We start from the raw sequence: 23030 nt of genomic DNA on the forward strand, positions 1-23030 counted from the left end.
ATCCTAAAAACATAAATCCCGGACACCTCATAAGCCCCTGGCGGGGCTTTTTGCGTTGCGGCTAGCGCTTCTCGGTATCCAGGACGGGTTCTAGGCGCGGCGCCTGACGCACCGAATCCATCTTAAGATCATCACCGTGCTGCGCCCCCCGTCGCATCGAGTTTTTAGGGCTCGGTCGTCAGACCCAACGGTAGTTCAAGCCGGCGGCCGGGTGCCCGCGGAAAAGGTTGCTGCCGGCGCGCGCGCGTTGCTGCAAGGCAGCCGATGTTGTCGCGATAGAACAGATGATCCGCAGCGCGCCGGTCATACCGGTAACCAGCTTCGATATCACGTAAGGCTAAACGACGTCGTCACCTTGAGCCGAATGCTTCGCCTCGTTAGGCTGCCACCTCCGCCAGCGGACTTGGGAGGAGCAAGGCATTGAACGGGTTCATCTTCAACACCACGAAAAGCATCATCTTTCGCGCAGGCGCGGCTGGGGAGATCGGGGCCCTCTGCCGGCAGGTGCTTGGCGCTCGCGTGCTTGTTGTCACGGATGCGGGAATTCGGCGGCTAGGGCTGCTTGATCCGGTGCTCGACTCGATGAGGAAGCAAGGTGCTGAGGTCACGGTGTTCGATGCGGTAGAAGCCGATCCTTCCCTGCAGACGCTGATGAACGCGGTGGCGGCAGGACGCGAGTTTCGCGCAACGGCCGTCGTTGGTTTCGGCGGCGGGTCATCCATGGACGTAGCCAAGCTCGTGGCGCTGCTGCTCGGCTCGGGTGAGGCGCTGGATGATGCCTGGGGTGTGGGAAATGCCAAGGGCCCGCGACTTCCGCTGGTTCTCGTGCCGACGACCGCCGGAACTGGATCGGAAGTAACCCCGGTCGCGATCATCACCGTGGGGGAAGAAGAAAAACGCGGCGTCTCCAGTCCTCTCCTGCTGCCTGATGTCGCGCTGCTTGATCCTGAGCTGACGCTTGGCCTGCCGCCGGCAATCACCGCGGCAACGGGCGTTGATGCCATGGTCCATGCGATCGAGGCTTTTGCCTCGATTAACCCCAACAATAACCCCCTGTCCAAGATGCTGGCCCTTGAGGCGTTGCGGCTTCTCGGCGCCCACCTCGAAAAGGCCGTCCTTGATGGCCGGGACCGGCACGCGCGCGGCGCGATGCTTCTCGGTTCGATGCTGGCAGGCCGGGCCTTTGCGAATTCGCCCGTGGCGGCCGTGCATGCGCTTGCTTACCCGATCGGCGGCAGCTTCCACATTCCGCATGGGTTGTCGAACGCGCTTGTGCTGCCGCATGTGCTACGCTTTAATGCCGAAGTCGCATCGCAAGTCTATGCGCAGATCGCGGCAGACGCCTTCCCGTCGCTCGGAGATATTCCCGTAGGCGCCCGTTGCGGCGCCTTCATCAACGAACTTCAGCAACTCGGTAGCCGGCTTGGACTGCCGCCGCGGCTGCGGGATGTTGGTATCCCTGAAGACGCGCTTCCCAAGATGGCGACCGATGCGATGAAGCAGCAGCGCCTGCTCGTCAACAATCCCCGGCCGGTCGGTGAAGAGGACGCGCTGGCGATCTATCGCGCCGCCTGGTGAGAGGAAGACCCGGCTCCGTCTCGTAAATTGGTCTATGTTGGCGTTCTTTGGTTTCCTCCGCAGCCTTCAGGCGCTAGATAAACCTCAAGCGAGCACCGGGAGTGATCATGCGCGCAGTTCTGGGTGAAGTAGAAAAGCGTCGTGCCGAGGCGCGGCTTGGCGGCGGCAAGCGCCGGATTGATGCACAACATGCCAAGGGCAAGCTGACGGCGCGCGAGCGCATTGAGGTGCTGCTGGACGAAGGCTCCTTCGAAGAGTTCGACATGTATGTCACCCACCGTGCGGTGGACTTTGGCATGGCTGAACAGAAGGTCGCTGGCGATGGCGTGGTGACCGGATGGGGCACGATCAACGGCCGCCAGGTCTATGTCTTCTCACAGGATTTCACTGTGCTTGGCGGCTCGCTGTCTGAGACCCACGCGCAGAAGATCTGCAAGATCATGGACATGGCGGTGCGGGTCGGGGCACCGGTGATCGGGCTCAACGATTCCGGTGGCGCGCGCATCCAGGAAGGTGTCGCCTCGCTTGCCGGTTATGCCGAAGTGTTCCGGCGCAATGCCGAAGCCTCGGGGGTCATCCCGCAGATCTCGGTGATCATGGGACCTTGCGCCGGCGGCGCGGTTTATTCGCCCGCCATGACCGACTTCATCTTCATGGTGCGTGACAGCTCCTACATGTTCGTGACCGGTCCGGATGTGGTGAAGACGGTCACCAATGAAGTGGTTACCGCGGAAGAGCTGGGGGGTGCGCGCACGCATACCCAGAAATCCTCGGTTGCCGATGCTGCCTTCGAAAATGATATCGAAGCACTGGAAGCGGTGCGCCAGCTTTTCGATTTCCTGCCGGCAAACAACCGGGCCAAGGCCCCTGTGCGTCCCTTCTACGATGATCCGGCGCGGGTCGAGAACCGTCTCGACAGCCTGATCCCGGACAGCGCCGCCAAGCCCTACGACATGAAGGAACTGATCCTGGCAATCGCCGACGAAGGTGACTTCTTCGAGATCCAGGAAGCCTATGCCAGGAACATCATTACCGGCTTCATCCGTCTCGAGGGCGAAACGATCGGTGTCGTCGCCAACCAGCCGATGGTACTGGCTGGCTGCCTCGACATCGATTCCTCGCGCAAAGCGGCCCGCTTCGTGCGCTTCTGCGATGCCTTCTCGATCCCGATCCTGACGCTCGTCGATGTCCCCGGCTTCCTGCCGGGCGTGGCGCAGGAATATGGAGGCGTCATCAAGCACGGTGCCAAACTGCTTTTCGCCTATTCGGAAGCGACCGTGCCGATGGTGACGCTGATCACCCGCAAGGCCTATGGCGGCGCGTATGACGTCATGGCGTCGAAGCATATCGGCGCCGACATCAACTATGCCTGGCCGACGGCCGAGATCGCCGTGATGGGGGCCAAGGGCGCAACCGAGATTCTGTACCGCTCTGAACTTGGTGATCCGGAAAAGATCGCCGCGCGCACCAAGGAATATGAGGAGCGGTTCGCTAATCCGTTTGTCGCCGCTGAGCGTGGCTTCATCGATGAAGTCATCATGCCGCATTCCTCGCGCCGCCGCATTGCCCGCGCCTTTGCTTCGCTCCGCAACAAGCAGGTGACGACGCACTGGAAGAAACACGATACGATTCCCTTGTAAGGGATGGAGAAGCATTCATGGCCAATCTTCCTGAGATGACCAAGCATCGCGGCTTTCCGGGCGGCATGCCGGGCACGGGCATCCAGTTCACCATCCGCCGCGCCAATCCCAAAGGTGTGACGCCACTCAAGGCCCTGCCGCGCCGTTCACGTCCCGGCTCCAAGGAACATCTGGTCGATACGGCATTCCTGCATGCGCTCTGGCATCATTTCGGTGACGAGCCCTTCGAGCGAGGCAATCTGGATGCCGCACGGCTGAACCTTCTTTTCGGACGTGAGGTCATTCCGGCGGAGAAGGATTTCGATCCGCTGTCCTACCAGGCGCTGCTGGTCATCAACGAAAAGGTTGCGCGCCAAAGCTTCCCGGAAGCCTTTGAAGACGTGCTGGAGGTCTGAGCATGGCGATCCGCAAAATCCTCATTGCCAATCGTGGCGAAATCGCCTGCCGGGTGATCAAGACGGCAAAGAAGATGGGGATCGCAACCGTTGCGGTCTATTCGGATGCGGACCGTGACGCACTGCATGTGCGCATGGCCGACGAGGCGGTGCATATAGGTCCCGCGCCGTCGAACCAGTCCTATATCGTCATCGACAAGATCCTGGACGCCATTCGCCGGACGGGCGCGGATGCGGTGCATCCCGGTTACGGCTTCCTGTCGGAGAATGCAGCCTTTGCGCAGGCGCTGGAGAAGGAAGGCGTCGCCTTCATTGGTCCTCCGGTCAAGGCGATCGAGGCGATGGGTGACAAGATCACTTCGAAGAAGCTTGCCGCGGAAGCCGGTGTCAGCACCGTGCCGGGGCATATGGGGCTGATCGAAGATGCCGAGGAGGCGGTCAGGATTTCCGCCTCCATCGGTTATCCGGTGATGATCAAGGCGTCGGCAGGCGGCGGCGGCAAGGGCATGCGCATTGCCTGGAACGACGAGGAAGCCCGCGAAGGTTTCCAGTCGTCGCGCAATGAAGCCAAGAGCTCCTTTGGTGACGACCGTATCTTCATCGAAAAATTCGTCACGCAGCCGCGCCATATCGAAATCCAGGTGCTGGGCGACCAGCACGGCAACACGTTCTATCTCGGCGAGCGCGAATGTTCGATCCAGCGGCGGAACCAGAAGGTTATTGAAGAAGCGCCGTCGCCGTTCCTGGATGAGGCGACCCGCAAGGCGATGGGTGAACAGGCCGTCGCGCTTGCGAAAGCCGTTGGTTACTTCTCCGCCGGCACGGTGGAATTTATCGTTGATGGCGAGCGCAACTTCTACTTCCTCGAAATGAACACCCGCCTGCAGGTGGAGCATCCGGTCACCGAACTCATCACCGGCATCGATCTTGTCGAACAGATGATCCGGGTTGCCGCCGGCGAGACGCTGTCGTTCGGCCAGGCGGATGTGAAGCTCAACGGCTGGGCGATCGAAAGCCGGCTTTATGCCGAAGATCCCTATCGCAGCTTCCTGCCGTCGATCGGGCGGCTCACGCGATATCGCCCGCCGAAGGAAGGCAACCGTCCCGACGGCCAAGGGGGAGAGGTCATCGTTCGCAACGACACCGGCGTCTTTGAGGGCGGCGAGATCTCGATGTATTACGACCCGATGATCGCCAAGCTCTGCACCTGGGCCGAAAACCGCACGGCGGCGATCGATGCCATGGGCCGGGCGCTTGATGATTTCGAAGTCGAAGGCATCGGCCATAACCTGCCGTTCCTGTCGGCGGTCATGCACCAGGAACGCTTCCGCTCCGGAAAGCTTACCACCGCCTATATCGCCGAAGAGTTTCCGGACGGCTTTTCCGGTATTTCGGTGGACGAGGCGGCGGGGCGCAAGCTGGCGGCCATCGCCGTGTTCACTAACCAGGCGATCCAGGAACGGGCGGTGCAGATCTCCGGCACCATCGGCAACCACCGTCGGGACGTGGGCAAGGATTGGGTGGTAACGCTCGCAGGCTCCGAGCATGCTGTTTCGCTGGAACGCGGGCCTGCCGGCGCTGATGCCGTGTTTGCCGACGGAACGCGGATCTCGATTGGCAGCGGCTGGTTGCCGGGCCAAAGCCATGCCTCCTTCCGTGTCGGCGACGAAACGATCGGCGTGAAGATCGACCTGATCAGCTCTGCCATCCGGCTCCGCTGGCGCGGCATGGATGTGACTGCACGTGTCCGCTCGCCGCGTGTCGCCGAACTGGCGCGCCTGATGCCGGTGAAGCTGCCGCCGGATACGTCGAAGATGCTGCTTTGCCCGATGCCGGGCGTCATCACCTCGGTCGCCGTCAAGGCAGGCGACCGTGTCGAAGCGGGCCAGACGCTGGCGACCGTCGAAGCGATGAAGATGGAAAACGTGCTGAAGGCGGAAAAGCAGGGCGTGGTGAAGCACGTGGCGGCCGCAGCCGGCCAGAGCCTGGCGGTCGACGAACTGATCATGGAGTTCGAATAAGGGCGGGAAGACGCGGGAGATGCAAGGCAGCTTCCGCGCTCCGCTAACGTGAATTCCAAGCACCGCGGAGCAATTCGCGTGTGAACAGAGGCGTATCGAGGAGCGACCGATGTCGGAGAAGACCCTGAAGGATTGGGAACAACTGGCCGAGAAGGAACTCAAGGCCTCTCCCGGGACGCTGACCTGGCACACGGCGGAAGGGATAGACATCAAGCCGCTCTATACGGCGGCCGATCTCGAAGGCGTTGACCATCTCGATTCGTTACCGGGCATGAAGCCTTTCGTGCGCGGCCCGCGCGCCACGATGTATGCGGGCCGGCCCTGGACGATCCGCCAATATGCCGGCTTCTCCACGGCACAGGAATCAAACGCCTTTTACCGGCGGAACCTCGCAGCCGGGCAAAAGGGCCTTTCGGTCGCCTTCGACCTTGCGACCCATCGCGGTTATGATTCCGACCATCCCCGCGTCGAAGGTGATGTCGGCAAGGCCGGCGTGGCAATCGATTCGGTCGAGGACATGAAGATCCTGTTCGACGGCATCCCGCTGAAGGAGATGTCGGTGTCGATGACCATGAATGGCGCAGTCATCCCGATCCTCGCCTCCTTCATCGTTGCCGGTGAGGAACAAGGCTGTTCGCGGGCCGAGCTTTCCGGCACCATCCAGAACGACATCCTCAAGGAGTTCATGGTCCGCAACACCTATATCTATCCGCCCGAGCCTTCGATGCGGATCGTCGCCGACATCATCGAATATACGGCAAAGGAAATGCCTCGCTTCAACTCCATCTCGATCTCCGGCTACCATATGCAGGAGGCAGGTGCGACGCTGGTTCAGGAACTGGCTTTCACGCTGGCGGACGGACGCGAGTACGTGCGCGCGGCGCTCGCCAAGGGGCTGAATGTTGATGACTTCGCCGGCCGGCTGTCCTTCTTCTTTGCGATCGGCATGAACTTCTTCATGGAAGCGGCAAAGCTGCGGGCTGCGCGCCTTCTTTGGGCGCGGATCATGGAGGAGTTCAAGCCGCAGAAGCCTGGCTCGCTGATGCTGCGCACGCACTGCCAGACCTCCGGTGTCTCGCTGCAGGAGCAGGATCCCTACAACAACGTCATACGCACCGCTTATGAAGCGATGTCCGCGGTACTCGGCGGCACGCAGTCGCTGCATACCAATGCGCTCGACGAAGCCATGGCCCTGCCAACTGACTTCTCGGCTCGTATCGCCCGCAACACGCAGCTCATCCTGCAGCACGAGACAGGTGTCACAAAGGTCGTGGATCCGCTTGCTGGATCCTATTACGTCGAGAGCCTCACAAAGGAGCTCGCCGACAAGGCCTGGGCTCTAATCCAGGAAGTGGAAGCCATGGGCGGCATGACCAACGCCGTGGCCGAAGGCTTGCCGAAACGGTTGATCGAAGAGGCCGCGACGCTGCGCCAGGCGAAGGTCGACCGCGGCGAGGAGATCATTGTCGGCGTCAACAAGTACCGACTGGAAAACGAGGAGCCGATCGACATCCTTGCGATCGACAACACCGCGGTCCGCAATGCCCAGATCAAGCGGCTCGAGGAAGTTCGCAGGCAGCGTGATCCGAAGCGCGTCGCGGCAGCACTCTCCGTTCTTGAACAGGCAGCGGAAACCGGCGAGGGCAATCTGCTGGAAGTCGCAATCGAGGCAGCACGCGCCCGCGCCACGGTCGGGGAGATTTCGGATGCCATGCGTCAGGCCTTCGGCAGTCACTCCGCCCAGCCGACGGTGGTGGGCGATATCTACGGCACGGCTTACGAGGACGATCCGGAATACCAGACGATCGTGAGCCGGCTGAAGACTTACAGCGCGGCGTCCAGCAAGCCGAAGGTCATGGTCGCCAAGCTCGGCCAGGACGGCCACGACCGCGGCGCCAAGGTCATTGCCTCGGCTTTCGGTGATATCGGATTTGAGGTTCTGGCCGGTCCCCTGTTCCAGACGCCGGAAGAGGCGGCTGACCTTGCCATCCGCGAACAGGTGCAGGTGGTCGGCATGTCATCGCTCGCCGCTGGCCACAAGACGCTGGCACCCCAGCTTGTCGAGGCACTGAAGGCCCGTGGCGCCGGCCACATCATTGTCGTGGTCGGTGGTGTCATCCCGCGACAGGATTACGATTACCTGCTGCAAAATGGCGTCGCCGCCGTTTTCGGTCCCGGCACCAATGTGCTTGATGCCGCAAACTCGATCATCGATATCCTCGAAGGCAAGCGACGCAATATCTGAGCGTTGGCGCCCGCAGCTAGATCTTGAGCAGCCTGCGGGCGTTTTCCTTGAGGATCAGCGGGCGAACCTCGTCCTTGATTGCGATGCCAGCAAAGTCTGAGAGCCAGCGATCCGGCGTGATCGCCGGCCAGTCGGAGCCGAACAGCATTTTATGCTTCAGCAGCGAATTGGCGTACTGGACGAGGATCGGCGGGAAATATTTCGGCGACCAGCCGGACATGTCGATATAGACGTTCGGTTTGTGGGTGGCGACCGATAGCGCCTCTTCCTGCCAAGGGAAGGAGGGATGCGCCAGGATGATCGGCATGTCGGGGAAGTCAGCCGCGACATCGTCCAGGTAGATCGGGTTTGAATATTTAAGGCGCATGTTCATTCCGCCGCGCATGCCGGCACCGACCCCTGTCTGGCCGGTGTGGAAGAGCGTGATCGCGCCTTCTTCGGCAATCGCTTCGTAAAGCGGGTAGGCCATCCTGTCGTTCGGGTAGAAGGCCTGCATGGTCGGGTGGAACTTGAAGCCCTTGACGCCAAACTCCCGCACCAGACGGCGCGCCTCGCGGGCACCCATCTTGCCCTTGGCCGGATCGATCGAGGCAAAGGGGATCATGATGTCGCTGTTTTCAGCGGCGATCATCGCCACTTCTTCATTGTTGTAGCGACGAAAGCCGGTCTCGCGTTCGGCATCGACCGGGAAGATCACGCAGCCGATCTTGCGTTCCCGGTAGTAGACGGCTGTCTCGTTTACCGTCGGCAGCATGCCCTTGTGGCCGGCCGGGTTCTTGAAATATTTGGCCATGCCGGCCTGGAAGTCGTCATAACCATCGTCGCGCGGCCCGCAGCACGGCTCCTCGGCATGGGTATGTATGTCGATCGCGATCAGCTCGTCGATGTTCAAGATGGCTCCTCCCGGCTGGTTTCAGTTCAGTCCGACAATCTTCCTGAGCAGCAAGGTCAGCTGCTTCTGTTCGGCCGATGACAGGTTGTTGCCGACAGCATCCTCGAAATCGAAGAACCATTCTGCCGCTTTTTCCACCCGCGCCGCCGCTTCCGGCGTCAGCGTGATCTCGACCGCGCGACGGTCTTCATCCGGCACACGTCGCGTCACCAGGCCCCTGTCCTCAAAACCGCGGATCAGCTTGGTCATGTGGGCCCGCTTGATCATCAGGCGCTGGCCGAGCACGCTCTGGCGGATGCCGGGATTGCGGGAGATGACCCAAAGCACTGAAAACTCGCCGGGCTTCAGGTCCTTGTCGCCAAGCGTCTCGAAGAAGCGCTCGTAGACCTTCAACTGGGCCATGCGCAGAAGGAAACCAAGCGCCGAGTCCAATCGTCCCAGATCTACGTCATCTGCCACTCGGACCGGCATATCCATCTTCGAATGCTCCTCAACTTGAACCAGGCGCCTTCAGGCGCGCAGCGCGCTTCTCGAGGAAGGCGCGCAGGCGCTCTTCTGCCTCAGGGCTCGTCGCAGTGAAAGAGGAGATGAAAGATTCGACGAACAGGCCGTCCTCCTTCGCCATGTCCTGGATGCGCGGCAGCGCATTGATGACAGCGTAGTTCGAGATTTCGGCGTTGCTGGCCGCAGCTTCCGCCAGCTGGTGCGCCTTTTCGCGCGCCTGGCCGGCATCGACGATGTACTGCACCAGGTTCCAGCGCTCCGCCTCTTCGGCGGAAGCAACGCGGCCGGTCAGCATCATGTCGGTCATGCGGGCCGTGCCAGTGAGGCGTGCCACGCGCACGGAGCCGCCACCGCCGACAAAGATGCCGCGCTGGCCCTCGGGAAGCGCAAAGAAAGCAGACTTTTCCGCAACGCGGATATGGGTGGATGCCGCAAGCTCGAGGCCACCGCCGACAACAGCGCCATGCAGCGCGGAAATCCACGGGATCGTGCCATGCTCGATGCCGGCAAACACTGCATGCCAGCGCCGTGAGCCGCGAACACCTTCGATCGGTGTCTTCTTCACGTGTTCGGCAAGGTCGAGCCCGGCGCAAAAGTGGTCGCCGTGGCCAAACAGGACAACGGCTTTTGCCTCGGCTTCCGCACGTGTCACGGCTTCGGCGATCATCTCGATGAAGCGGTCGCTGATCGCGTTGCGCTTTTCCGGACGGTTGAGGCCGATATGCGCGATCTTGCCGCGGAGTTCATAGGTGACGAAGCTGGTTGCCGCCTGATCGGCCATGGTTTGTGTCTCCTCCGAAAAGAGCAGGCGTCGAGAAAGAAGCGGTTTACCCGCCTTCTTGGTCCTTTGGCGGCCGCTCCCATCGGCTACCTGAAGTGATTGATCGTTTACAGAGAGATTGTTTCTTTGTAAACAAAATTTGGGAGCTGAGGATGCTGCATCTGGGAGGATGGTATGGCTGGCAAAGCCGTGCGTGATGTAAAGCTATGGTCGCCAACCGTGCGATGGGAGGAGCGGCCGAATGGCGAATTCGTCATCTGGCGCGAAGATCCGTTGGGGCCTTACCCCGACAAGATGAACGAGCGCCTCCTGCATTGGGCAAGGGTGGCGCCAGACCGAACCTGGATGGCAGACCGCGAGGGTACCGGCGAGTGGCGCAAGGTGAGCTACCGCGAAGCGGTCGATGCCGTCGAACGGATTGCACAATTCCTGCTCGATCTCGGCCTGTCACCGGAAAATCCTCTGGTCATCCTCTCCGAAAACTCGATCGAACACGCCTTGATGGCGCTGGGCGCCCAGCATGTCGGCGTTCCTTCCGCAGCGGTGGCCCCGACCTATGCCACGATCTCCGCAGACTTCGGCAAACTCCACGACATTGCGCGTCAGATCACGCCTGGTCTTGTCTTCGCGGACGACGCGGCCGCCTTCCGCAAGGCAGTGGATACGGCATTTGGTGCTGACATGCCGTTTGCGGCGATGCGCAACATCCCGGACGACCGCGCGCAGATGTTCAGCTTCGATGAAATCCTGAAGACCAAGCCCACGGATGCCGTGACTGCCGCCTTCGATGCCGTTGGGCCCGACACCGTCGCGAAATTTCTCTTCACCTCCGGCACGACGGGTTCGCCGAAGGCGGTCATCCAGACGCAACGCATGCTATGTTCGAACCAGGAACAGGTGGCGGATTGTTACGCCTATTTCCGCGACGAGCCGCCGATCCTGGTGGATTGGGCGCCCTGGAACCACACGGCGGCAGGCAGCAAGTGCTTCAACCTCGTCATCTACAACGGCGGCACCTACTATATCGACCGCGGCAAGCCATCGCCGGCGTTGATCGGCCAGACCATCGCCAACCTGCGCGATGTAGCCCCCACTTGGTACTTCAACGTGCCGGCCGGCTACGAGATGCTGATCCAGGCGATGCGCGAGGATGAAGCGCTCCGCAAGAACTTCTTCAAGGACCTGAAGATGCTGATGTATGCCGGTGCCGGCATGGCCCAGCATACGTGGGATGCGTTGCTCGACCTCTCGGAGATGACGATCGGCGAGCATGTGCCACTTGCAACCGGCATCGGATCGACGGAAACCGCGCCTTTTGCGCTGTTCTGCACCGATCCGCAGGACAAGCCGGGCAATATCGGTATTCCGGGCCAGGGCGTCATCATGAAGCTCGTGCCGATCGACGAAAAATATGAGCTGCGCCTGAAGGGACCAAACGTCACCCCCGGTTACTGGCGCAACGAAAAGCTGACGCGCGAAGCCTTCGATGACGAAGGGTTCTATCGCATCGGGGACGCGGTAAAGTTCGCCGTGCCTTACGACCCACGCAAGGGCTTTTACTTCGACGGCCGCATTGCCGAGAATTTCAAGCTGCAGACAGGCACCTGGGTCGCGGTCGGCGTATTGCGCGCCCAGATCGTCAACCAGTTCGGCGGACTGATCCGCGACGCGGTGATCACAGGCGAAAACCGCGCCGAGCTCGGGGCACTGGCGGTGCCGTTCATGCCGGCGCTGCGCAAGCTCTTGGGCGGTGCGGATGACCTGACGGACGAGCAGGTCGTTGCTCATCCCCAGGTTCGCGCCGCAATCGCCGAGCGCCTGAAGGAACACCAGGCGCAGGCGAGTGGCTCGGCAACGCGCGTCATGCGCATCATGCTGATGACCGATCCACTGCGTTTCGAAAAGGGCGAGGTCACGGACAAGGGGTCCATCAACCAGCGGGCGGTTCTGGCGCATCGTGGGGATCTGGTGGAGGCGCTTTATGCCGATGTGCAGGGCGTGATCAAGGTTGGAAAGGAACTGGCGGCATGAAGATAGAAGGTTCGAGCGCGCTCGTGACCGGTGGCGGATCCGGGCTGGGAGAGGCGACAGCACGGCTCCTGGCCAGTCGCGGCGCCGTCGTCCATATCTTCGACAGGAACAAGGAGGCGGCCGAAAAGGTGGCGGCCGAGATCGGCGGCGTGGCACTCGCGGGTGACGTGGCGAGTGAAGACGATGCATCGTCTGCTTTGGATGTCGCGGTAAAGGCCGGCGACGGCCTGCGGATTCTCGTCAATTGCGCCGGCATCGCCACCGCCGGCCGCATCCTCGGTCGCGAAGGGCCACTGCCGCTCGCGGAGTTCGAGAAGGCGATCCGCGTCAACCTGATCGGCACCTTCAACATGATGCGGCTTGGCGCGGAGCGCATGGCGCAGGCTCCGGAGCGCGAAGACAAGGCGCGCGGCGTCATCATCAACACGGCATCGGTAGCGGCCTTCGAAGGCCAGATCGGCCAGGCTGCCTATTCGGCGTCCAAGGGCGGCATCGTCTCGCTCGGGCTGCCGGCCGCACGTGAGTTCTCCCGCTTCGGCATCCGGGTCAACACCATCGCGCCGGGCCTGTTCTTTACGCCATTGCTCAAGGCCCTGCCCCAGGAGGCGCAGGACAGTCTGGCAGTTGCAATCCCCTATCCGGCCCGGCTCGGGGATCCGGCGGAGTTTGCCGAAACGGTGCGCTTCCTGGTCGAGAACAGTTACGTGAACGGCGAGGTTATCCGGCTCGACGGGGCGCTCCGGATGCAGCCGAAGTAGTCCATGTCGTTTGCAGATCAGGCACGGCGGACGCTTGATATCCTGGCTCTGACGCCAGGATGGCAGGCGTTGAAGACGCTCCGAAGCGATTGCGACGACGAAACGGTTGCGGCGATCCTCGAAGAGGCGGCGTTCTTTGCCGAAGGTGTACTGGCGCCGCTGAACACGGTCGGCGATCGCATCGGCGCGAGCGTCGTGGATGGTCGGGTCAGGACACCGGATGGGTTCGCAGACGCATTCCGGCGTTATGGCGAAGCTGGCTGGCTTGGCATGGATGTCGCCGATCATCTGGGCGGCCAGGCCTTACCACTGACGCTGCATGCCGCCTGTGCTCCACTTTTCGAACGTGCCTGCGTGGCGCTGATGATGGCTGCTGGGTCCACGCGCGCGGCGGCGCATCTTCTCACCGAAGCGGCCGACGAGGCGGTGGCGGGCGAGTGGGTGCCGAAACTTGCATCCGGCGAATGGGCGGCGACGATCTGCATCTCCGAGCCCGACGCCGGTTCCGATGTCGGGCGTCTGCGCACCCGGGCAAAAAGGCAGAGCGACCAGTGGCTGGTCTGCGGCCAGAAGATCTGGATCTCGTTTGGTGACCACGACATGGCAGGCCGCATCGGCCATTGCCTCTTGGCGCGCACCGATGATGCGCCGGGCACCCGCGGGATCAGCCTGTTCCTCGTGCCGAACCATATCGACGGTGTAGCGAACGGCATCACACTGGAGCGCATCGAGGGGAAGATGGGCTTGCACGGTTCGCCTACCTGCGCGCTCCGGTTCGAAAACGCTCGCGGCATCCTGATCGGGCAGGAGGGGCGCGGGTTGCCGCAACTCTTCACGATGATCGAACTGATGCGGCTCCTGACCGGTTGCCAGGGCCTGGGACTTGCATCGGCAGCTATCGATATTGCCGAAGCCTATGCCGCTGACCGCAAGCAGGGTGGCCGGCCGGACCAGCCGCCGGTGCCGATCAACAGCCATCCGGACGTGAAGCGCCAGCTTTGGGAAATGCGGGTGGCGACGGAAGTGGTGCGCGCGGCGGTGCTTGAGATCGCTACCGCCATGGATCTTGCGAAGCTCAAACAGGATGAGGAGCTCAAGCACTTCATCGGCTGGATGCTGCCGCTCATCAAGAACTTCGGCGCTGATCTTGGCTTCACGGTCGCGAGTGGCGCCATGCAGGTGCTGGGCGGGGCGGGCTACACGCGTGACTGGCCGCTCGAACAATATCTGCGCGATGCGCGGATCATGACGATCTATGAGGGCACGACGGGCATGCAGGCGCTCGACCTTCTGACGCGTCGGCTCTGGCGCGACGACGGCAAGGGGCTTTCGGTCTTTCTAAAACGGGCGCGGGCCGAGGTTGCATCAGCCGGGGAGGACAAGGCTGCGCAGGACGTGTTGGCGTTGCTCGGTGAGTTCGAACAGCTGAGCGGGCGAATGAAGGCTATGCAGTCCGATGCCGATGCCGCGCTTTGGCGGGCCGACGCCTACATGCGCGCTGTCTGGGCGGCGGCCTCGGCCTGGATGGCGCTGCGCCTCGGCTTGCGGGAGGCGGTGCCGTTCTACACCGCCCAGTTCACCTACCAGAGCCTGCGCTGCCGCTGATCAGGCAGCCTTCACGAAGCGCTCGGAGAGCGGTTTGCGATGGTAAAGCGGGACGCGCTTGAGCATCTCCAGCGCAAACAGCCGGGCGTTCTGGCGGGCCTTGTCAAGATTGCTGACGCGCGCTTCGTCCATCGTGTAGAGCGTGCCGCCAATATCGAAGATGTCGCGGAAGGCGGCGCGTTCGATGATCGGCGTGTTGAGCACGTCGACATTGCGCTCGGCGAGCAGCATCTTGACGGCAAGCAGCGCACGGGTCGTCACCATCGAATTGACGCGGGTCAGCACGACGGAATGCGGAACCCGCAGGTTCGCCTTGTCTTCCAGGTAACGCAGCAGTTCCAGCACGTTCGCGCCACCCTGGGCATCCATGGCGCAACCCTGGATGGGGATCAGCACATGGTCGGACATCCCGATTGCCTTGGCGAGCAGCGGGCTCTGGGCACCTGGCAGGTCGAGCACGAAATAATCCGTCCGATGCCGGTTCTCAGAAATATGGCGATCGATGGAGCTCGCGGTGACATAGGAGATGACGTGGAGGTTCGGGTTCGGCGGCGAGAGCATATGCCAGCGGCTGATCCAGTATTGAGGATCAGCGTCGAGAATGGTGACGCGATACCCCTGCTCAACGAGTTCCGTTGCAAGCAGAAGCACGGCAGTGGTCTTGCCTGCTCCGCCCTTGGTGTTGGCAAAGGTAATGACTGGCATCTTGGTTTCCTGTCCGGCTGCGAGCAATGATCGCTCTCACCGCACCCTCATGATGCGTCGGGGCGGATTTTTGCCAGACAGGGTTAATGGGCGGTAAAGATACCGGTGGCAGATCTTACCGACGACGATCTGCCGCAAGGATTTCCCGGGCAATCTGTTCGAGCGGTACGATCTTGTCGACGCCGCCGTGGGCGATTGCTTCCTTCGGCATGCCGAAGACGACCGAGGTCGCCTCGTCCTGCGCCACGGTATAGGCGCCGGCCTGGTGCATCTCGTTCATGCCGCGCGCGCCGTCATCACCCATGCCGGTCATGATGACGCCCATGGCATTGGCGCCAGCAGAGCGGGCGGCAGAACGGAACAGCACGTCGACAGAGGGTCGGTGGCGGCTGACCAATGGGCCGGCACGGACGGACACTTCGTAGCGTGCGCCGCGGCGCTCCAGCAGCATGTGCTTGTCGCCCGGCGCGATCAGCACGTGGCCGCGCAGAACCGGATCGCCGTCTTGTGCTTCCTTCACTTCCACCTCACAAAGCCCGTTGAGGCGCTTGGCGAAGGCGGCGGTGAACTTTTCCGGCATGTGCTGGACGATGACGATGCCGGGGGAGTTCGCGGGAAGCGCCTCCAGCATTTCGCGAAGCGCCTCGGTGCCGCCGGTCGACGCGCCGACGCAGACCACCATCTCGGTGGTCTTGGCCATCGCGCCGATCTTCGGCGGAGGCAGCACGGCGTCGCCCGTCAGCTTGGTGTTGATGGTGCCGTCCGCGACGCGGGACGCGCGCAGCTTGCTCACCCGTGCCCGGGCGGCGGACTTGACTACCGTACGGATACGTTCCCCAGACTCGGCAAGATGGTCGGCGGCGCCGATCTTCGGCTTGAGGATGATATCGACCGCCCCCGCTTCGAGCGCCTGCATCAGCGTTTCCGATCCGCTTTCGGTCAGCGACGAGCACATCACCACCGGAATTGGATGCTGCACCATCAGCTTGCGCAGGAAGGTGATCCCATCCATCTGCGGCATCTCGACATCAAGCGTGATGACGTCCGGGATCTGCTCCTTGATCTTGCGGGCAGCCATGAAGGGATCGGTCGCGGCCCCCATGACTTCGATCTCGGGATCGGCCGAAAGGACCGCCGTCAATGTCTGCCGTACGCTGGCAGAATCGTCGATGATGAGGACGCGAATTTTCTGAGACATGATATCAGATCCGTTTGAACACGGTGTTCGCGACCTGCTTGATCGGGAGATCAAAGCCGGTCGCGGTTTCGGAATGCCCGATGAACAGGTAACCGCCGGGCAGGAGGTTGTCGCAAAGCCTTGAAAGCACATGGTTCTGCGTCGGCTTGTCGAAGTAGATGAGCACGTTGCGGCAGAAGATCAGGTGCTGCGGCTCACCGACCGGATACTTGTCATCCATCAGGTTGAGCCGCGCAAAACCGACCTTCGACCGCAGTGTCGGGTGGATGCGCATTTCGCTGCGCCGCTTGTCGGCCGGCTGCATCACATATTTGCGCATCATCTCGGTGGGCACCGGGGCCAGGATATCGCTCTGGTAGATGCCGCGCTGCGCCTTCTGCAGCACGTCGATCGAGAGATCAGTGGCGAGAATGAAATAATCCCGGTCCGGCGCATGCGCGCCCATATATTCGTTCAGCACCATCGCCATCGTATAGGGCTCTGCGCCGGTGGAGCAGGCCGAACTCCAGGTGCGGATGCGGCGATCACCGAAATTCGCCACGATATCCGGCAGGGCCGACTGGATCATGTATTCGAAATGCTTCGGCTCGCGGAAGAAGTCGGTCTTGTTGGTGGTGACGGCATCGATCAGGAAGATCGACTCGCTTTCCAGCCCACCTTGCTTGAACAGGTAGTCGCAGTAGCTGTCGAAGCTCGGCAGCCCCGTGACCCTCAGGCGGCGCCGCAGCCGACCCTCGAGCATCGTCATCTTCGTGTGCGGCATCTTGATGCCACTGTAATCATAGATGTATTTTGCAAGCAGGTCGAAATTGCGCTTGCTCAGCTGGTCATCCAGCGCCTGGCTTCTGACTGCCATGTTCATGGGGCACCCCGTACGGAAGACTTGTCGGTTGGGCGATGGCTCATGGAGGCGTCACGCAACGCGCGCCGGCGTTTCAAGGCTCACCAATGCAGAGCCTGAATCGGAGAAGAGCCGCGCGAGATCGATGATGACAACAAAACCGCTTTCCCGCCGCACCACGCCGGCGATGTAGTCCGAGCGCCAGCGGACGCCGATATCCGGCGCCGTCTCAACCTGGCTGCGGTTGAACGGCACGACCTCGTAAACCCGATCTGCGACAAGGCCTAAGGCCAGCACGCGATCGGCCACCGGAACGTCGAGCACCAGGATGCGTGTATGCGGCGTCTTTTCGGTCCCCGTCATGCCGAGCCGCAGCCGAAGGTCGATCACTGGAACACCATGTCCACGCACGTCGCGCAGGCCGAGCAGGTAGTCCGGTCCGTGCGGGATCTTGAACGGCTCTTCATGGTCGAGGATTTCGCGCACCACCTCGACAGGCACGGCGAAGATTTCCTCTCCAAGGCTGAAGGTCACGAACTGTGCTTCGGAAGATGAACTTGCCATCACGCGGCCTCCTCGGGCATCCGGTATCTAGGTTGGGCTGGCAGCGCCGAGCTTAACGAAGCCAGCGCCGCCATGGCCGATTCAGGCACTTTCGCGGAAGTCCGCGTCGTCTGCATCCGGGCCACCCATCGAAAGGTCGAGCGCAAAGCCTTTGACGCGTTGCTGCTGTGCCGCAACCGAATTGGAGTTCGAGCGCGGTGCCGTCGGGCGCTGGGCCGGCCTGGCGGTAGGCTGGTAGCTGAATGTTGCCGGAGCACGCTTTGCCTGCTTCTTGGCGCTGGACTGGTCGACCCGGAAAAAGGCGATCGACGCCTGCAGTTCTTCCGCCTGGGATGCCAGCTCTTCCGAGGTGGACGACATTTCCTCCGAGGCGCTGGCGTTCTGCTGGGTCACCTTGTCGAGCTGCTGGATCGCTTCGTTGATCTGGCTCGCACCGATATCCTGCTCGCGGCAGGCGGCCGAGATTTCCGAGACAAGTTCTGCCGTCTTCTGGATGTCAGGCACCAGCCGGTTCAGCATTTCGCCGGCTTCGGTGGCAACCTGGACAGTGTCGCCCGAGAGCGCGCTGATTTCGGCAGCGGCGGCCTGTGAGCGCTCGGCGAGCTTGCGAACTTCCGATGCGACGACCGCAAAGCCCTTGCCATGCTCACCGGCGCGTGCGGCTTCAACCGCAGCATTGAGCGCCAAGAGGTCGGTCTGGCGGGCAATTTCCTGCACGATCGAGATCTTCTCGGCGATCACGCGCATCGCGGTAACGGCGCGGCTAACGGCTTCGCCGGAAGCTTCAGCATCCTTGGAAGACTGGCGGGCGATCTTCTCGGTCTGGGCGGCGTTGTCGGCGTTCTGCTTGATGTTGGCGGCCATCTCTTCCATCGAGGCAGAGGCTTCCTCGGCGGCAGACGCCTGTTCGGTTGCACCCTGCGACAGGGTTTCCGAGCTTGCCGAAAGTTCCTGGCTGCCCGAAGACACGTTGTCGGAGGCCGACAGGGCATCCGTGACGACGCCGCGCAGGCGCTCGATCATGGTGTTCACGTAACCCAAGAGTTCGCCGATCTCGTCCTTGCTGGTGATCGTCGCAAAGCGCGTCAAATCGCCTTCGGCAACATTCTGGACGGCCGCGACGGCATTGCGCAGGCCACGGTTGATCGACAACGCGATCCAGAACGCCGCAATGATGGCAACCAGAACGGCGACGCCGGCAACCGCGATCATGATCATGCGGGTCTGCTCGTAGGCAATGTCTCCAGTCTCTTCGGCTTCGACCAGACGCGTTTCTTCAAGCTTAACGATCTCGGACAGGAGGGCGTCGATGTCGTTGGTGACGACACGCGCCTCATTGTTGGAGATGTTGATCGCGGACGAGGTGTCGCCGGAAAGCATGTAGGCGCGGATGCGGTCGTCCTGCTTGCGGAACTCGGCGGTCAGGCCGGCGAGACGTGCCCAGTTCTTCTTGCCCTCCTCGGTGGCAAGCGCCTCAACCGACTTGAACATCTGGTCGAAGTTGACGCGGGCGTTGTCGCTCTTGGCGATATATTCCTGCTTTTCCTGGCCGGTGGTGGACATCAGCAGGTTCTTCTGCTGGCGTGTCTGCTGCAGCTGCTCGCTGTTCAGGCTCTGTGCAAACTTCAGCCGCTCGACAGGCCCTGTGAGCACATGCTCGAGCGTGTCGTTGATCTGGCTCAGGCTGAGAATGCCGTAGCCGGCCGTTCCCACCAGCATGAGAATGACGAAGCCGAAGGCGAGGGCCAGCTTCATTTTGATCGAGGCGCGCATTTTACGTCTCCAATAAATGGCTAATCAACCGTGCGTGTTCGCGGTCGCGGAACGGTCATGTTGTGCAGAAAATATGACCTGGAGATTGGGGATGATGATGAACTCACTTCCCCGCTTGACCAGGCAGTCGATAAAGTCGGGCCGCCATCGCATGCCGACACTGGGAGGCGGTTCGCCTGCAGCGCGTGACAGCGTGGTGACCTCGTGCACCTTGTCGGTGCGGATTCCGGCGAGCACGGGCTCGCCGTCGATCGGGATTTCGATGACGATGATCCGGCTATCAATCGTCGGTTTGGTCGCATCCATGCCAAAGGCGAGCCGGATGTCGGCAAGCGGAATGACCTTGCCGCGGAAGTTGATGACGCTGCCGACGAAGGCCTTCGCACCCGGCACCGTCGTTTCCGGCAGGAGATCGAGGATTTCCTGCACGATGAAGGCTTCCAGTGCGAACATCTCGCCGGCGATGTCGAAGGTGAGGACTTCGAGTTCCTCGCGGCCGTTCCAGATATTCTCGGAGATCTTGCTGACCGCTTCCATCATCCCGCCGCGCGCAGATGCGCCTCCTGTTGTTGTCCCTCGGCCACCAGGTGTCCGACGTCGAGGATCAACGCCACGTCACCATCGCCGAGGATGGTCGCACCCGAGAAGGTCGCCACGTCGTGATGCAGCTTCGACATGGCCTTGATGACGGTCTGATGGTCACCAATGATCTGGTCGACCACGAGGCCAACGCGTTCCGAACCGGTCGATATGACGACAACCTTCTGGAAGGGGTCCGGCTTGGTGCCGGTGCGGAAGAGATCTCGCAGGCGCAGGAAGGGCACGAGGCTGTCTCGCAGCGAGATGAAGCTGCGGCCGCGCGAACGCATGTCTTCCTCGATTGAAAGCTCGAGGCATTCTTCGACCGCCGAAAGCGGGATCACGTAGCGGCCGGTGCCGACACGCACGAGCAGACCATCGATGATGGCAAGCGTCAGCGGGATCGCCAGCGAGATCTCCGAACCCTCGCCCGGATGGCTGACGACGTTGATCGTGCCGCGAAGCGCGTCGATCGTCCGCTTCACCACATCCATGCCAACACCACGGCCGGAGAGGTTGGTCACGGTCTGGGCGGTGGAGAAGCCTGGTTGGAAGATCAGCTGGTAGAGTTCCTGATCGGTCAGGTTGGCATTCGGCTGGATAAGTCCGGAGGATTCGGCCTTGGCGCGAACGCGATCCTTGTTGATACCGCGGCCGTCGTCCTTGATGGTGATGATGACTTCGCCGGCCTGCTGGCGTGCCGAAAGCAGGATGTGCCCGGCCTGCGTCTTGCCGGCGGCGAGCCGCTCTTCCGGCGTCTCCAGGCCGTGGTCGCAGGAGTTGCGGACCAGGTGCACGAGCGGATCGGCCAGGCGCTCGATGACGCTCTTGTCGACTTCCGTCGTTTCACCCTCGGTGATGAGTTCGATCGTCTTGCCGGTCTCGTTTGCAAGGTCGTGTACCAGGCGGCGGAAGCGGCTGAAGAGATGTGCCACCGGCACCATCCGAAGAACCATCATCGTGTCGCGCAACTCGCCCGAAAGGCGCTCGACGTCTTCGGAAACGGCGCGCAGTTGCAGGTCGCCGCTGCCGCCTGCAAGCTGTGAGAGCCGCGACTGGGCAATCACCAGTTCGCCGACGCGGTCCATCAGTTCGTCTAGCTTCTCGGCCGGCACGCGAACGTTTTCAGCAGCCTTGTTCGGCTTGTTATCGGCCGGTGCCGCCGGGGCAGGGACGGCCACCTTTGGGGCAACTGCTTCCGGTTGGGCAGCTTTGGGAGCCTCTACAGGTGCTTGAGCGACGGCCTTAGGTGCTTCCGGGTTTATTTCCGTCACCTCGAGCTGCATCTCGTCCATGACAAAGATGAAGACGTCATCGATGGCCGAGCGCGGCTGCGTCGTCAGGAGTTCGACCTCCCAGGAAAGGTAAAGGTCAGTCGGCGCCAGAAGATCGAGCGCCGGAATGGCGGAGCGGTCGGCCACGATCCGGCACTCGCCGAGGTCGCGCAATTCGTCCAGCAGCGGCAGCGGGTTGGTGCCGTTCGCCATCGCGTTCTGCGGCAGGCTGAAGCGGATCTTGAAGAGGGTGCGATTATCTGGCTTCGCGGCGCCAGGGGCGGCGGCAGGCACGCCTGTTCCGTCAACGGCTGCGCGAAGGTTGGTCAGGAGACGTTCGCTCTGCGCCTCGTGATCACCGTTCGGCGTCTCCACCAGCGCGCGCATGTGGTCCTTGGCTTCAAGGACGGCGGTGACGAGCGCATGGGTTGCTGGGACCTCGCCCTTGCGCACGCGGTCAAAAGCGGTTTCGCAATGGTGGGTAAAGGCCGCGAGGGCCTCGAAGCCGAACATGGCACCGGAGCCCTTGAGGGTGTGAAGGCCGCGGAAAACTGCGTCCACCTGATCCTTGTCGCCAAGGTTTACATTGAGGTCGAGAAGACCCGCCTCGATCTGTTCCAGAAGCTCTGCCGCTTCCGTTCTGAAAACCGCGATAGGATCAGGAAAGCTCATCTACCGAGAACCTTCCGGACGATCTTTACCAGGCTTTCCGGGTCGAAGGGCTTGGTGAGCCAGCCCGTGGCGCCGGCAGCCTTCGCCTGCTGCTTGATCTCGTTGTCCGACTCGGTTGTGAGAAAGATTACCGGCACGCCCATGTGCGCCGGCATCTTGCGCAGTTCGCGGATCATCGTCAGGCCGTCCATGTTAGGCATGTTGAGATCGGTGACGATCAGGTCGAACTGGCCGGCGTTGAGCTTGGCAATGCCATCCATGCCATCGACAGCTTCTGTGACCTGATAGCCGGCATTGCTCAGCGCCACGCGGGTGGTGAGACGAATGCTGGCGGAATCGTCGACGGTAAGGATCGTGGCGCTCATTGTATTACCTCTTGGTGGAGCCAGAACTGCTGGTCGGCAGCGGAAAAGCCTTCCAGGAGGCCGCTGCGTTGCAAGACATCGAGCGTCGGACCACTGGCGGGGCTGGCGAGCGCAAGATGTTTTCCGGCTGTGTTTGCGTAGATTCGGGCCGCTTCCATGACCTGCAGGAAGCTGATGTCCACCTGGCCGTCTTCCGGCAGTTCGATAGTGGTGGACGTGTTCTTGTCGATGAATTGCAGCATCTCCTGCTGCACAGCTGAAATTGCCCGCACTGTCAGGTTCTGCGGCAGTTGCAGCACGGCATCTTGATTGTCGGAAACTGGCATTAACTGCTCTCGAGCAAATTCGAAAAGGCTGAAATAGCTATGTGAATCTCGGCTTTGCGTGCTTAACGAGGGGTTAAGTAGTCCCAGCCACTTTTCGTGAAGCAGTAATGACATGCGGATTCTCACAGTCTCCGCGCATCCGAAAATTAACTACGAGTTTCATTTTAGCAGGGGTGTTCGGCAGCCATTAACGTCTGCGCCCGCAGTTTCCTCCTCGCGTGTGACAGAGCCGGGAAACCTCCAGCTCCCAGCTGTCACGATCCAGAAGAAGAGGCGAGGTCAT

20 protein-coding genes are annotated in these 23030 nt (G+C 61.8%); 8 read left to right on the top strand and 12 right to left on the bottom strand.

What is annotated here, in order from left to right:
* Nucleotides 1–420: 420 nt before the first annotated feature.
* From M0654_RS18245 to scpA, 5 genes are all read left to right on the top strand, one after another.
* Nucleotides 421–1578 carry an iron-containing alcohol dehydrogenase gene (locus tag M0654_RS18245; protein WP_248684312.1) on the top strand — a complete coding sequence of 386 codons (1158 nt, stop codon included), beginning with the start codon at nucleotides 421–423 and terminating at the stop codon, nucleotides 1576–1578.
* Nucleotides 1579–1685: 107 nt separating this feature from the next.
* Complete coding sequence (locus M0654_RS18250) at nucleotides 1686–3218, top strand: acyl-CoA carboxylase subunit beta (RefSeq protein ID WP_248684313.1); 1533 nt, start codon at nucleotides 1686–1688, stop codon at nucleotides 3216–3218.
* Between the two features lie 17 nt (nucleotides 3219–3235).
* The gene (locus M0654_RS18255; protein ID WP_118851168.1) at nucleotides 3236–3613 is read left to right on the top strand and encodes a hypothetical protein; all 378 of its coding nucleotides are present in this window, start codon (nucleotides 3236–3238) and stop codon (nucleotides 3611–3613) included.
* Between the two features lie 2 nt (nucleotides 3614–3615).
* A complete protein-coding gene (locus tag M0654_RS18260; RefSeq protein ID WP_248684314.1) occupies nucleotides 3616–5634 on the top strand; it encodes an acetyl-CoA carboxylase biotin carboxylase subunit in 2019 nt (672 codons plus the stop codon).
* A gap of 109 nt (nucleotides 5635–5743) precedes the next feature.
* Nucleotides 5744–7879: a methylmalonyl-CoA mutase gene (gene scpA / locus M0654_RS18265; RefSeq protein WP_248684315.1), complete on the top strand. Its 2136-nt coding sequence runs from the start codon at nucleotides 5744–5746 to the stop codon at nucleotides 7877–7879.
* 16 nt (nucleotides 7880–7895) lie between these two features.
* Here scpA and M0654_RS18270 read toward each other — a convergent pair whose 3' ends face one another.
* The 3 genes from M0654_RS18270 to M0654_RS18280 are packed head-to-tail and all read right to left on the bottom strand — an operon-like array spanning nucleotide 7896 to nucleotide 10056.
* A complete protein-coding gene (locus tag M0654_RS18270) occupies nucleotides 7896–8771 on the bottom strand; it encodes an amidohydrolase family protein (RefSeq protein WP_248684316.1) in 876 nt (291 codons plus the stop codon).
* Nucleotides 8772–8792: 21 nt separating this feature from the next.
* Nucleotides 8793–9248 (bottom strand): MarR family winged helix-turn-helix transcriptional regulator, encoded by a 456-nt coding sequence (locus M0654_RS18275; RefSeq protein WP_118851172.1) that lies wholly within the window; start codon nucleotides 9246–9248, stop codon nucleotides 8793–8795.
* Between the two features lie 13 nt (nucleotides 9249–9261).
* On the bottom strand, nucleotides 9262–10056 hold the full coding sequence (locus M0654_RS18280) for a crotonase/enoyl-CoA hydratase family protein (protein WP_248684317.1): 795 nt from the start codon (nucleotides 10054–10056) through the stop codon (nucleotides 9262–9264).
* A 174-nt stretch (nucleotides 10057–10230) separates the two neighbouring features.
* Between M0654_RS18280 and M0654_RS18285 the strand changes: the two genes are divergently transcribed.
* Genes M0654_RS18285 through M0654_RS18295 form a run of 3 tightly spaced genes read left to right on the top strand, consistent with a single transcriptional unit; the run spans nucleotide 10231 to nucleotide 14450 of the window.
* A complete protein-coding gene (locus M0654_RS18285; protein WP_248684318.1) occupies nucleotides 10231–12087 on the top strand; it encodes a feruloyl-CoA synthase in 1857 nt (618 codons plus the stop codon).
* The gene (locus M0654_RS18290) at nucleotides 12084–12845 is read left to right on the top strand and encodes an SDR family NAD(P)-dependent oxidoreductase (protein ID WP_248684319.1); all 762 of its coding nucleotides are present in this window, start codon (nucleotides 12084–12086) and stop codon (nucleotides 12843–12845) included. Before M0654_RS18285 ends, M0654_RS18290 begins: the two co-directional genes overlap by 4 nt.
* A gap of 3 nt (nucleotides 12846–12848) precedes the next feature.
* Nucleotides 12849–14450, top strand: a complete 1602-nt coding sequence (locus tag M0654_RS18295; protein WP_248684320.1) for an acyl-CoA dehydrogenase family protein — start codon at nucleotides 12849–12851, stop codon at nucleotides 14448–14450.
* On the opposite strand, the gene M0654_RS18300 is transcribed toward M0654_RS18295, so the two are convergent.
* The 9 genes from M0654_RS18300 to M0654_RS18340 all read right to left on the bottom strand — a co-directional run bounded on the left by M0654_RS18300 (nucleotide 14451) and on the right by M0654_RS18340 (nucleotide 22861).
* On the bottom strand, nucleotides 14451–15155 hold the full coding sequence (locus tag M0654_RS18300; RefSeq protein WP_118851699.1) for a ParA family protein: 705 nt from the start codon (nucleotides 15153–15155) through the stop codon (nucleotides 14451–14453).
* Nucleotides 15156–15270: 115 nt separating this feature from the next.
* The gene (locus M0654_RS18305) at nucleotides 15271–16353 is read right to left on the bottom strand and encodes a protein-glutamate methylesterase/protein-glutamine glutaminase (protein WP_248684321.1); all 1083 of its coding nucleotides are present in this window, start codon (nucleotides 16351–16353) and stop codon (nucleotides 15271–15273) included.
* Nucleotides 16354–16357: 4 nt separating this feature from the next.
* Entirely contained in the window at nucleotides 16358–17215 is an 858-nt protein-coding gene (locus M0654_RS18310; RefSeq protein ID WP_248684322.1) for a CheR family methyltransferase, read from the bottom strand.
* 51 nt (nucleotides 17216–17266) lie between these two features.
* Nucleotides 17267–17758: a chemotaxis protein CheW gene (locus M0654_RS18315; RefSeq protein ID WP_248684323.1), complete on the bottom strand. Its 492-nt coding sequence runs from the start codon at nucleotides 17756–17758 to the stop codon at nucleotides 17267–17269.
* 81 nt (nucleotides 17759–17839) lie between these two features.
* Entirely contained in the window at nucleotides 17840–19531 is a 1692-nt protein-coding gene (locus tag M0654_RS18320) for a methyl-accepting chemotaxis protein (protein ID WP_248684324.1), read from the bottom strand.
* Between the two features lie 24 nt (nucleotides 19532–19555).
* Nucleotides 19556–20071: a chemotaxis protein CheW gene (locus M0654_RS18325; protein ID WP_248684325.1), complete on the bottom strand. Its 516-nt coding sequence runs from the start codon at nucleotides 20069–20071 to the stop codon at nucleotides 19556–19558.
* The gene (locus M0654_RS18330; protein ID WP_248684326.1) at nucleotides 20068–22056 is read right to left on the bottom strand and encodes a chemotaxis protein CheA; all 1989 of its coding nucleotides are present in this window, start codon (nucleotides 22054–22056) and stop codon (nucleotides 20068–20070) included. The genes M0654_RS18325 and M0654_RS18330 overlap by 4 nt, the downstream gene beginning before the upstream one ends.
* A complete protein-coding gene (locus tag M0654_RS18335; RefSeq protein ID WP_118851183.1) occupies nucleotides 22053–22421 on the bottom strand; it encodes a response regulator in 369 nt (122 codons plus the stop codon). Before M0654_RS18335 ends, M0654_RS18330 begins: the two co-directional genes overlap by 4 nt.
* Nucleotides 22418–22861: a hypothetical protein gene (locus M0654_RS18340; RefSeq protein ID WP_248684327.1), complete on the bottom strand. Its 444-nt coding sequence runs from the start codon at nucleotides 22859–22861 to the stop codon at nucleotides 22418–22420. Before M0654_RS18340 ends, M0654_RS18335 begins: the two co-directional genes overlap by 4 nt.
* Nucleotides 22862–23030 lie beyond the last annotated feature (169 nt).

The sequence above is a fragment of the Neorhizobium turbinariae genome (assembly GCF_023223505.1).
GTDB classification, from domain to species: domain Bacteria; phylum Pseudomonadota; class Alphaproteobacteria; order Rhizobiales; family Rhizobiaceae; genus Neorhizobium; species Neorhizobium turbinariae.

What these genes read in the sequence shown, in the direction of transcription:
- M0654_RS18320 (WP_248684324.1), bottom strand. Translation starts at nt 19,531, where the DNA reads ATGCGCGCCTCGATCAAAATGAAGCTGGCCCTCGCCTTCGGCTTCGTC.
- M0654_RS18300 (WP_118851699.1), bottom strand. Translation starts at nt 15,155, where the DNA reads ATGCCAGTCATTACCTTTGCCAACACCAAGGGCGGAGCAGGCAAGACC.
- M0654_RS18310 (WP_248684322.1), bottom strand. Translation starts at nt 17,215, where the DNA reads ATGAACATGGCAGTCAGAAGCCAGGCGCTGGATGACCAGCTGAGCAAG.
- M0654_RS18330 (WP_248684326.1), bottom strand. Translation starts at nt 22,056, where the DNA reads ATGAGCTTTCCTGATCCTATCGCGGTTTTCAGAACGGAAGCGGCAGAG.
- M0654_RS18275 (WP_118851172.1), bottom strand. Translation starts at nt 9,248, where the DNA reads ATGGATATGCCGGTCCGAGTGGCAGATGACGTAGATCTGGGACGATTG.
- M0654_RS18280 (WP_248684317.1), bottom strand. Translation starts at nt 10,056, where the DNA reads ATGGCCGATCAGGCGGCAACCAGCTTCGTCACCTATGAACTCCGCGGC.
- M0654_RS18315 (WP_248684323.1), bottom strand. Translation starts at nt 17,758, where the DNA reads ATGGCAAGTTCATCTTCCGAAGCACAGTTCGTGACCTTCAGCCTTGGA.
- M0654_RS18340 (WP_248684327.1), bottom strand. Translation starts at nt 22,861, where the DNA reads ATGTCATTACTGCTTCACGAAAAGTGGCTGGGACTACTTAACCCCTCG.
- scpA (WP_248684315.1), top strand. Translation starts at nt 5,744, where the DNA reads ATGTCGGAGAAGACCCTGAAGGATTGGGAACAACTGGCCGAGAAGGAA.
- M0654_RS18290 (WP_248684319.1), top strand. Translation starts at nt 12,084, where the DNA reads ATGAAGATAGAAGGTTCGAGCGCGCTCGTGACCGGTGGCGGATCCGGG.
- M0654_RS18305 (WP_248684321.1), bottom strand. Translation starts at nt 16,353, where the DNA reads ATGTCTCAGAAAATTCGCGTCCTCATCATCGACGATTCTGCCAGCGTA.
- M0654_RS18335 (WP_118851183.1), bottom strand. Translation starts at nt 22,421, where the DNA reads ATGAGCGCCACGATCCTTACCGTCGACGATTCCGCCAGCATTCGTCTC.
- M0654_RS18255 (WP_118851168.1), top strand. Translation starts at nt 3,236, where the DNA reads ATGGCCAATCTTCCTGAGATGACCAAGCATCGCGGCTTTCCGGGCGGC.
- M0654_RS18260 (WP_248684314.1), top strand. Translation starts at nt 3,616, where the DNA reads ATGGCGATCCGCAAAATCCTCATTGCCAATCGTGGCGAAATCGCCTGC.
- M0654_RS18325 (WP_248684325.1), bottom strand. Translation starts at nt 20,071, where the DNA reads ATGATGGAAGCGGTCAGCAAGATCTCCGAGAATATCTGGAACGGCCGC.
- M0654_RS18285 (WP_248684318.1), top strand. Translation starts at nt 10,231, where the DNA reads ATGGCTGGCAAAGCCGTGCGTGATGTAAAGCTATGGTCGCCAACCGTG.
- M0654_RS18250 (WP_248684313.1), top strand. Translation starts at nt 1,686, where the DNA reads ATGCGCGCAGTTCTGGGTGAAGTAGAAAAGCGTCGTGCCGAGGCGCGG.
- M0654_RS18295 (WP_248684320.1), top strand. Translation starts at nt 12,849, where the DNA reads ATGTCGTTTGCAGATCAGGCACGGCGGACGCTTGATATCCTGGCTCTG.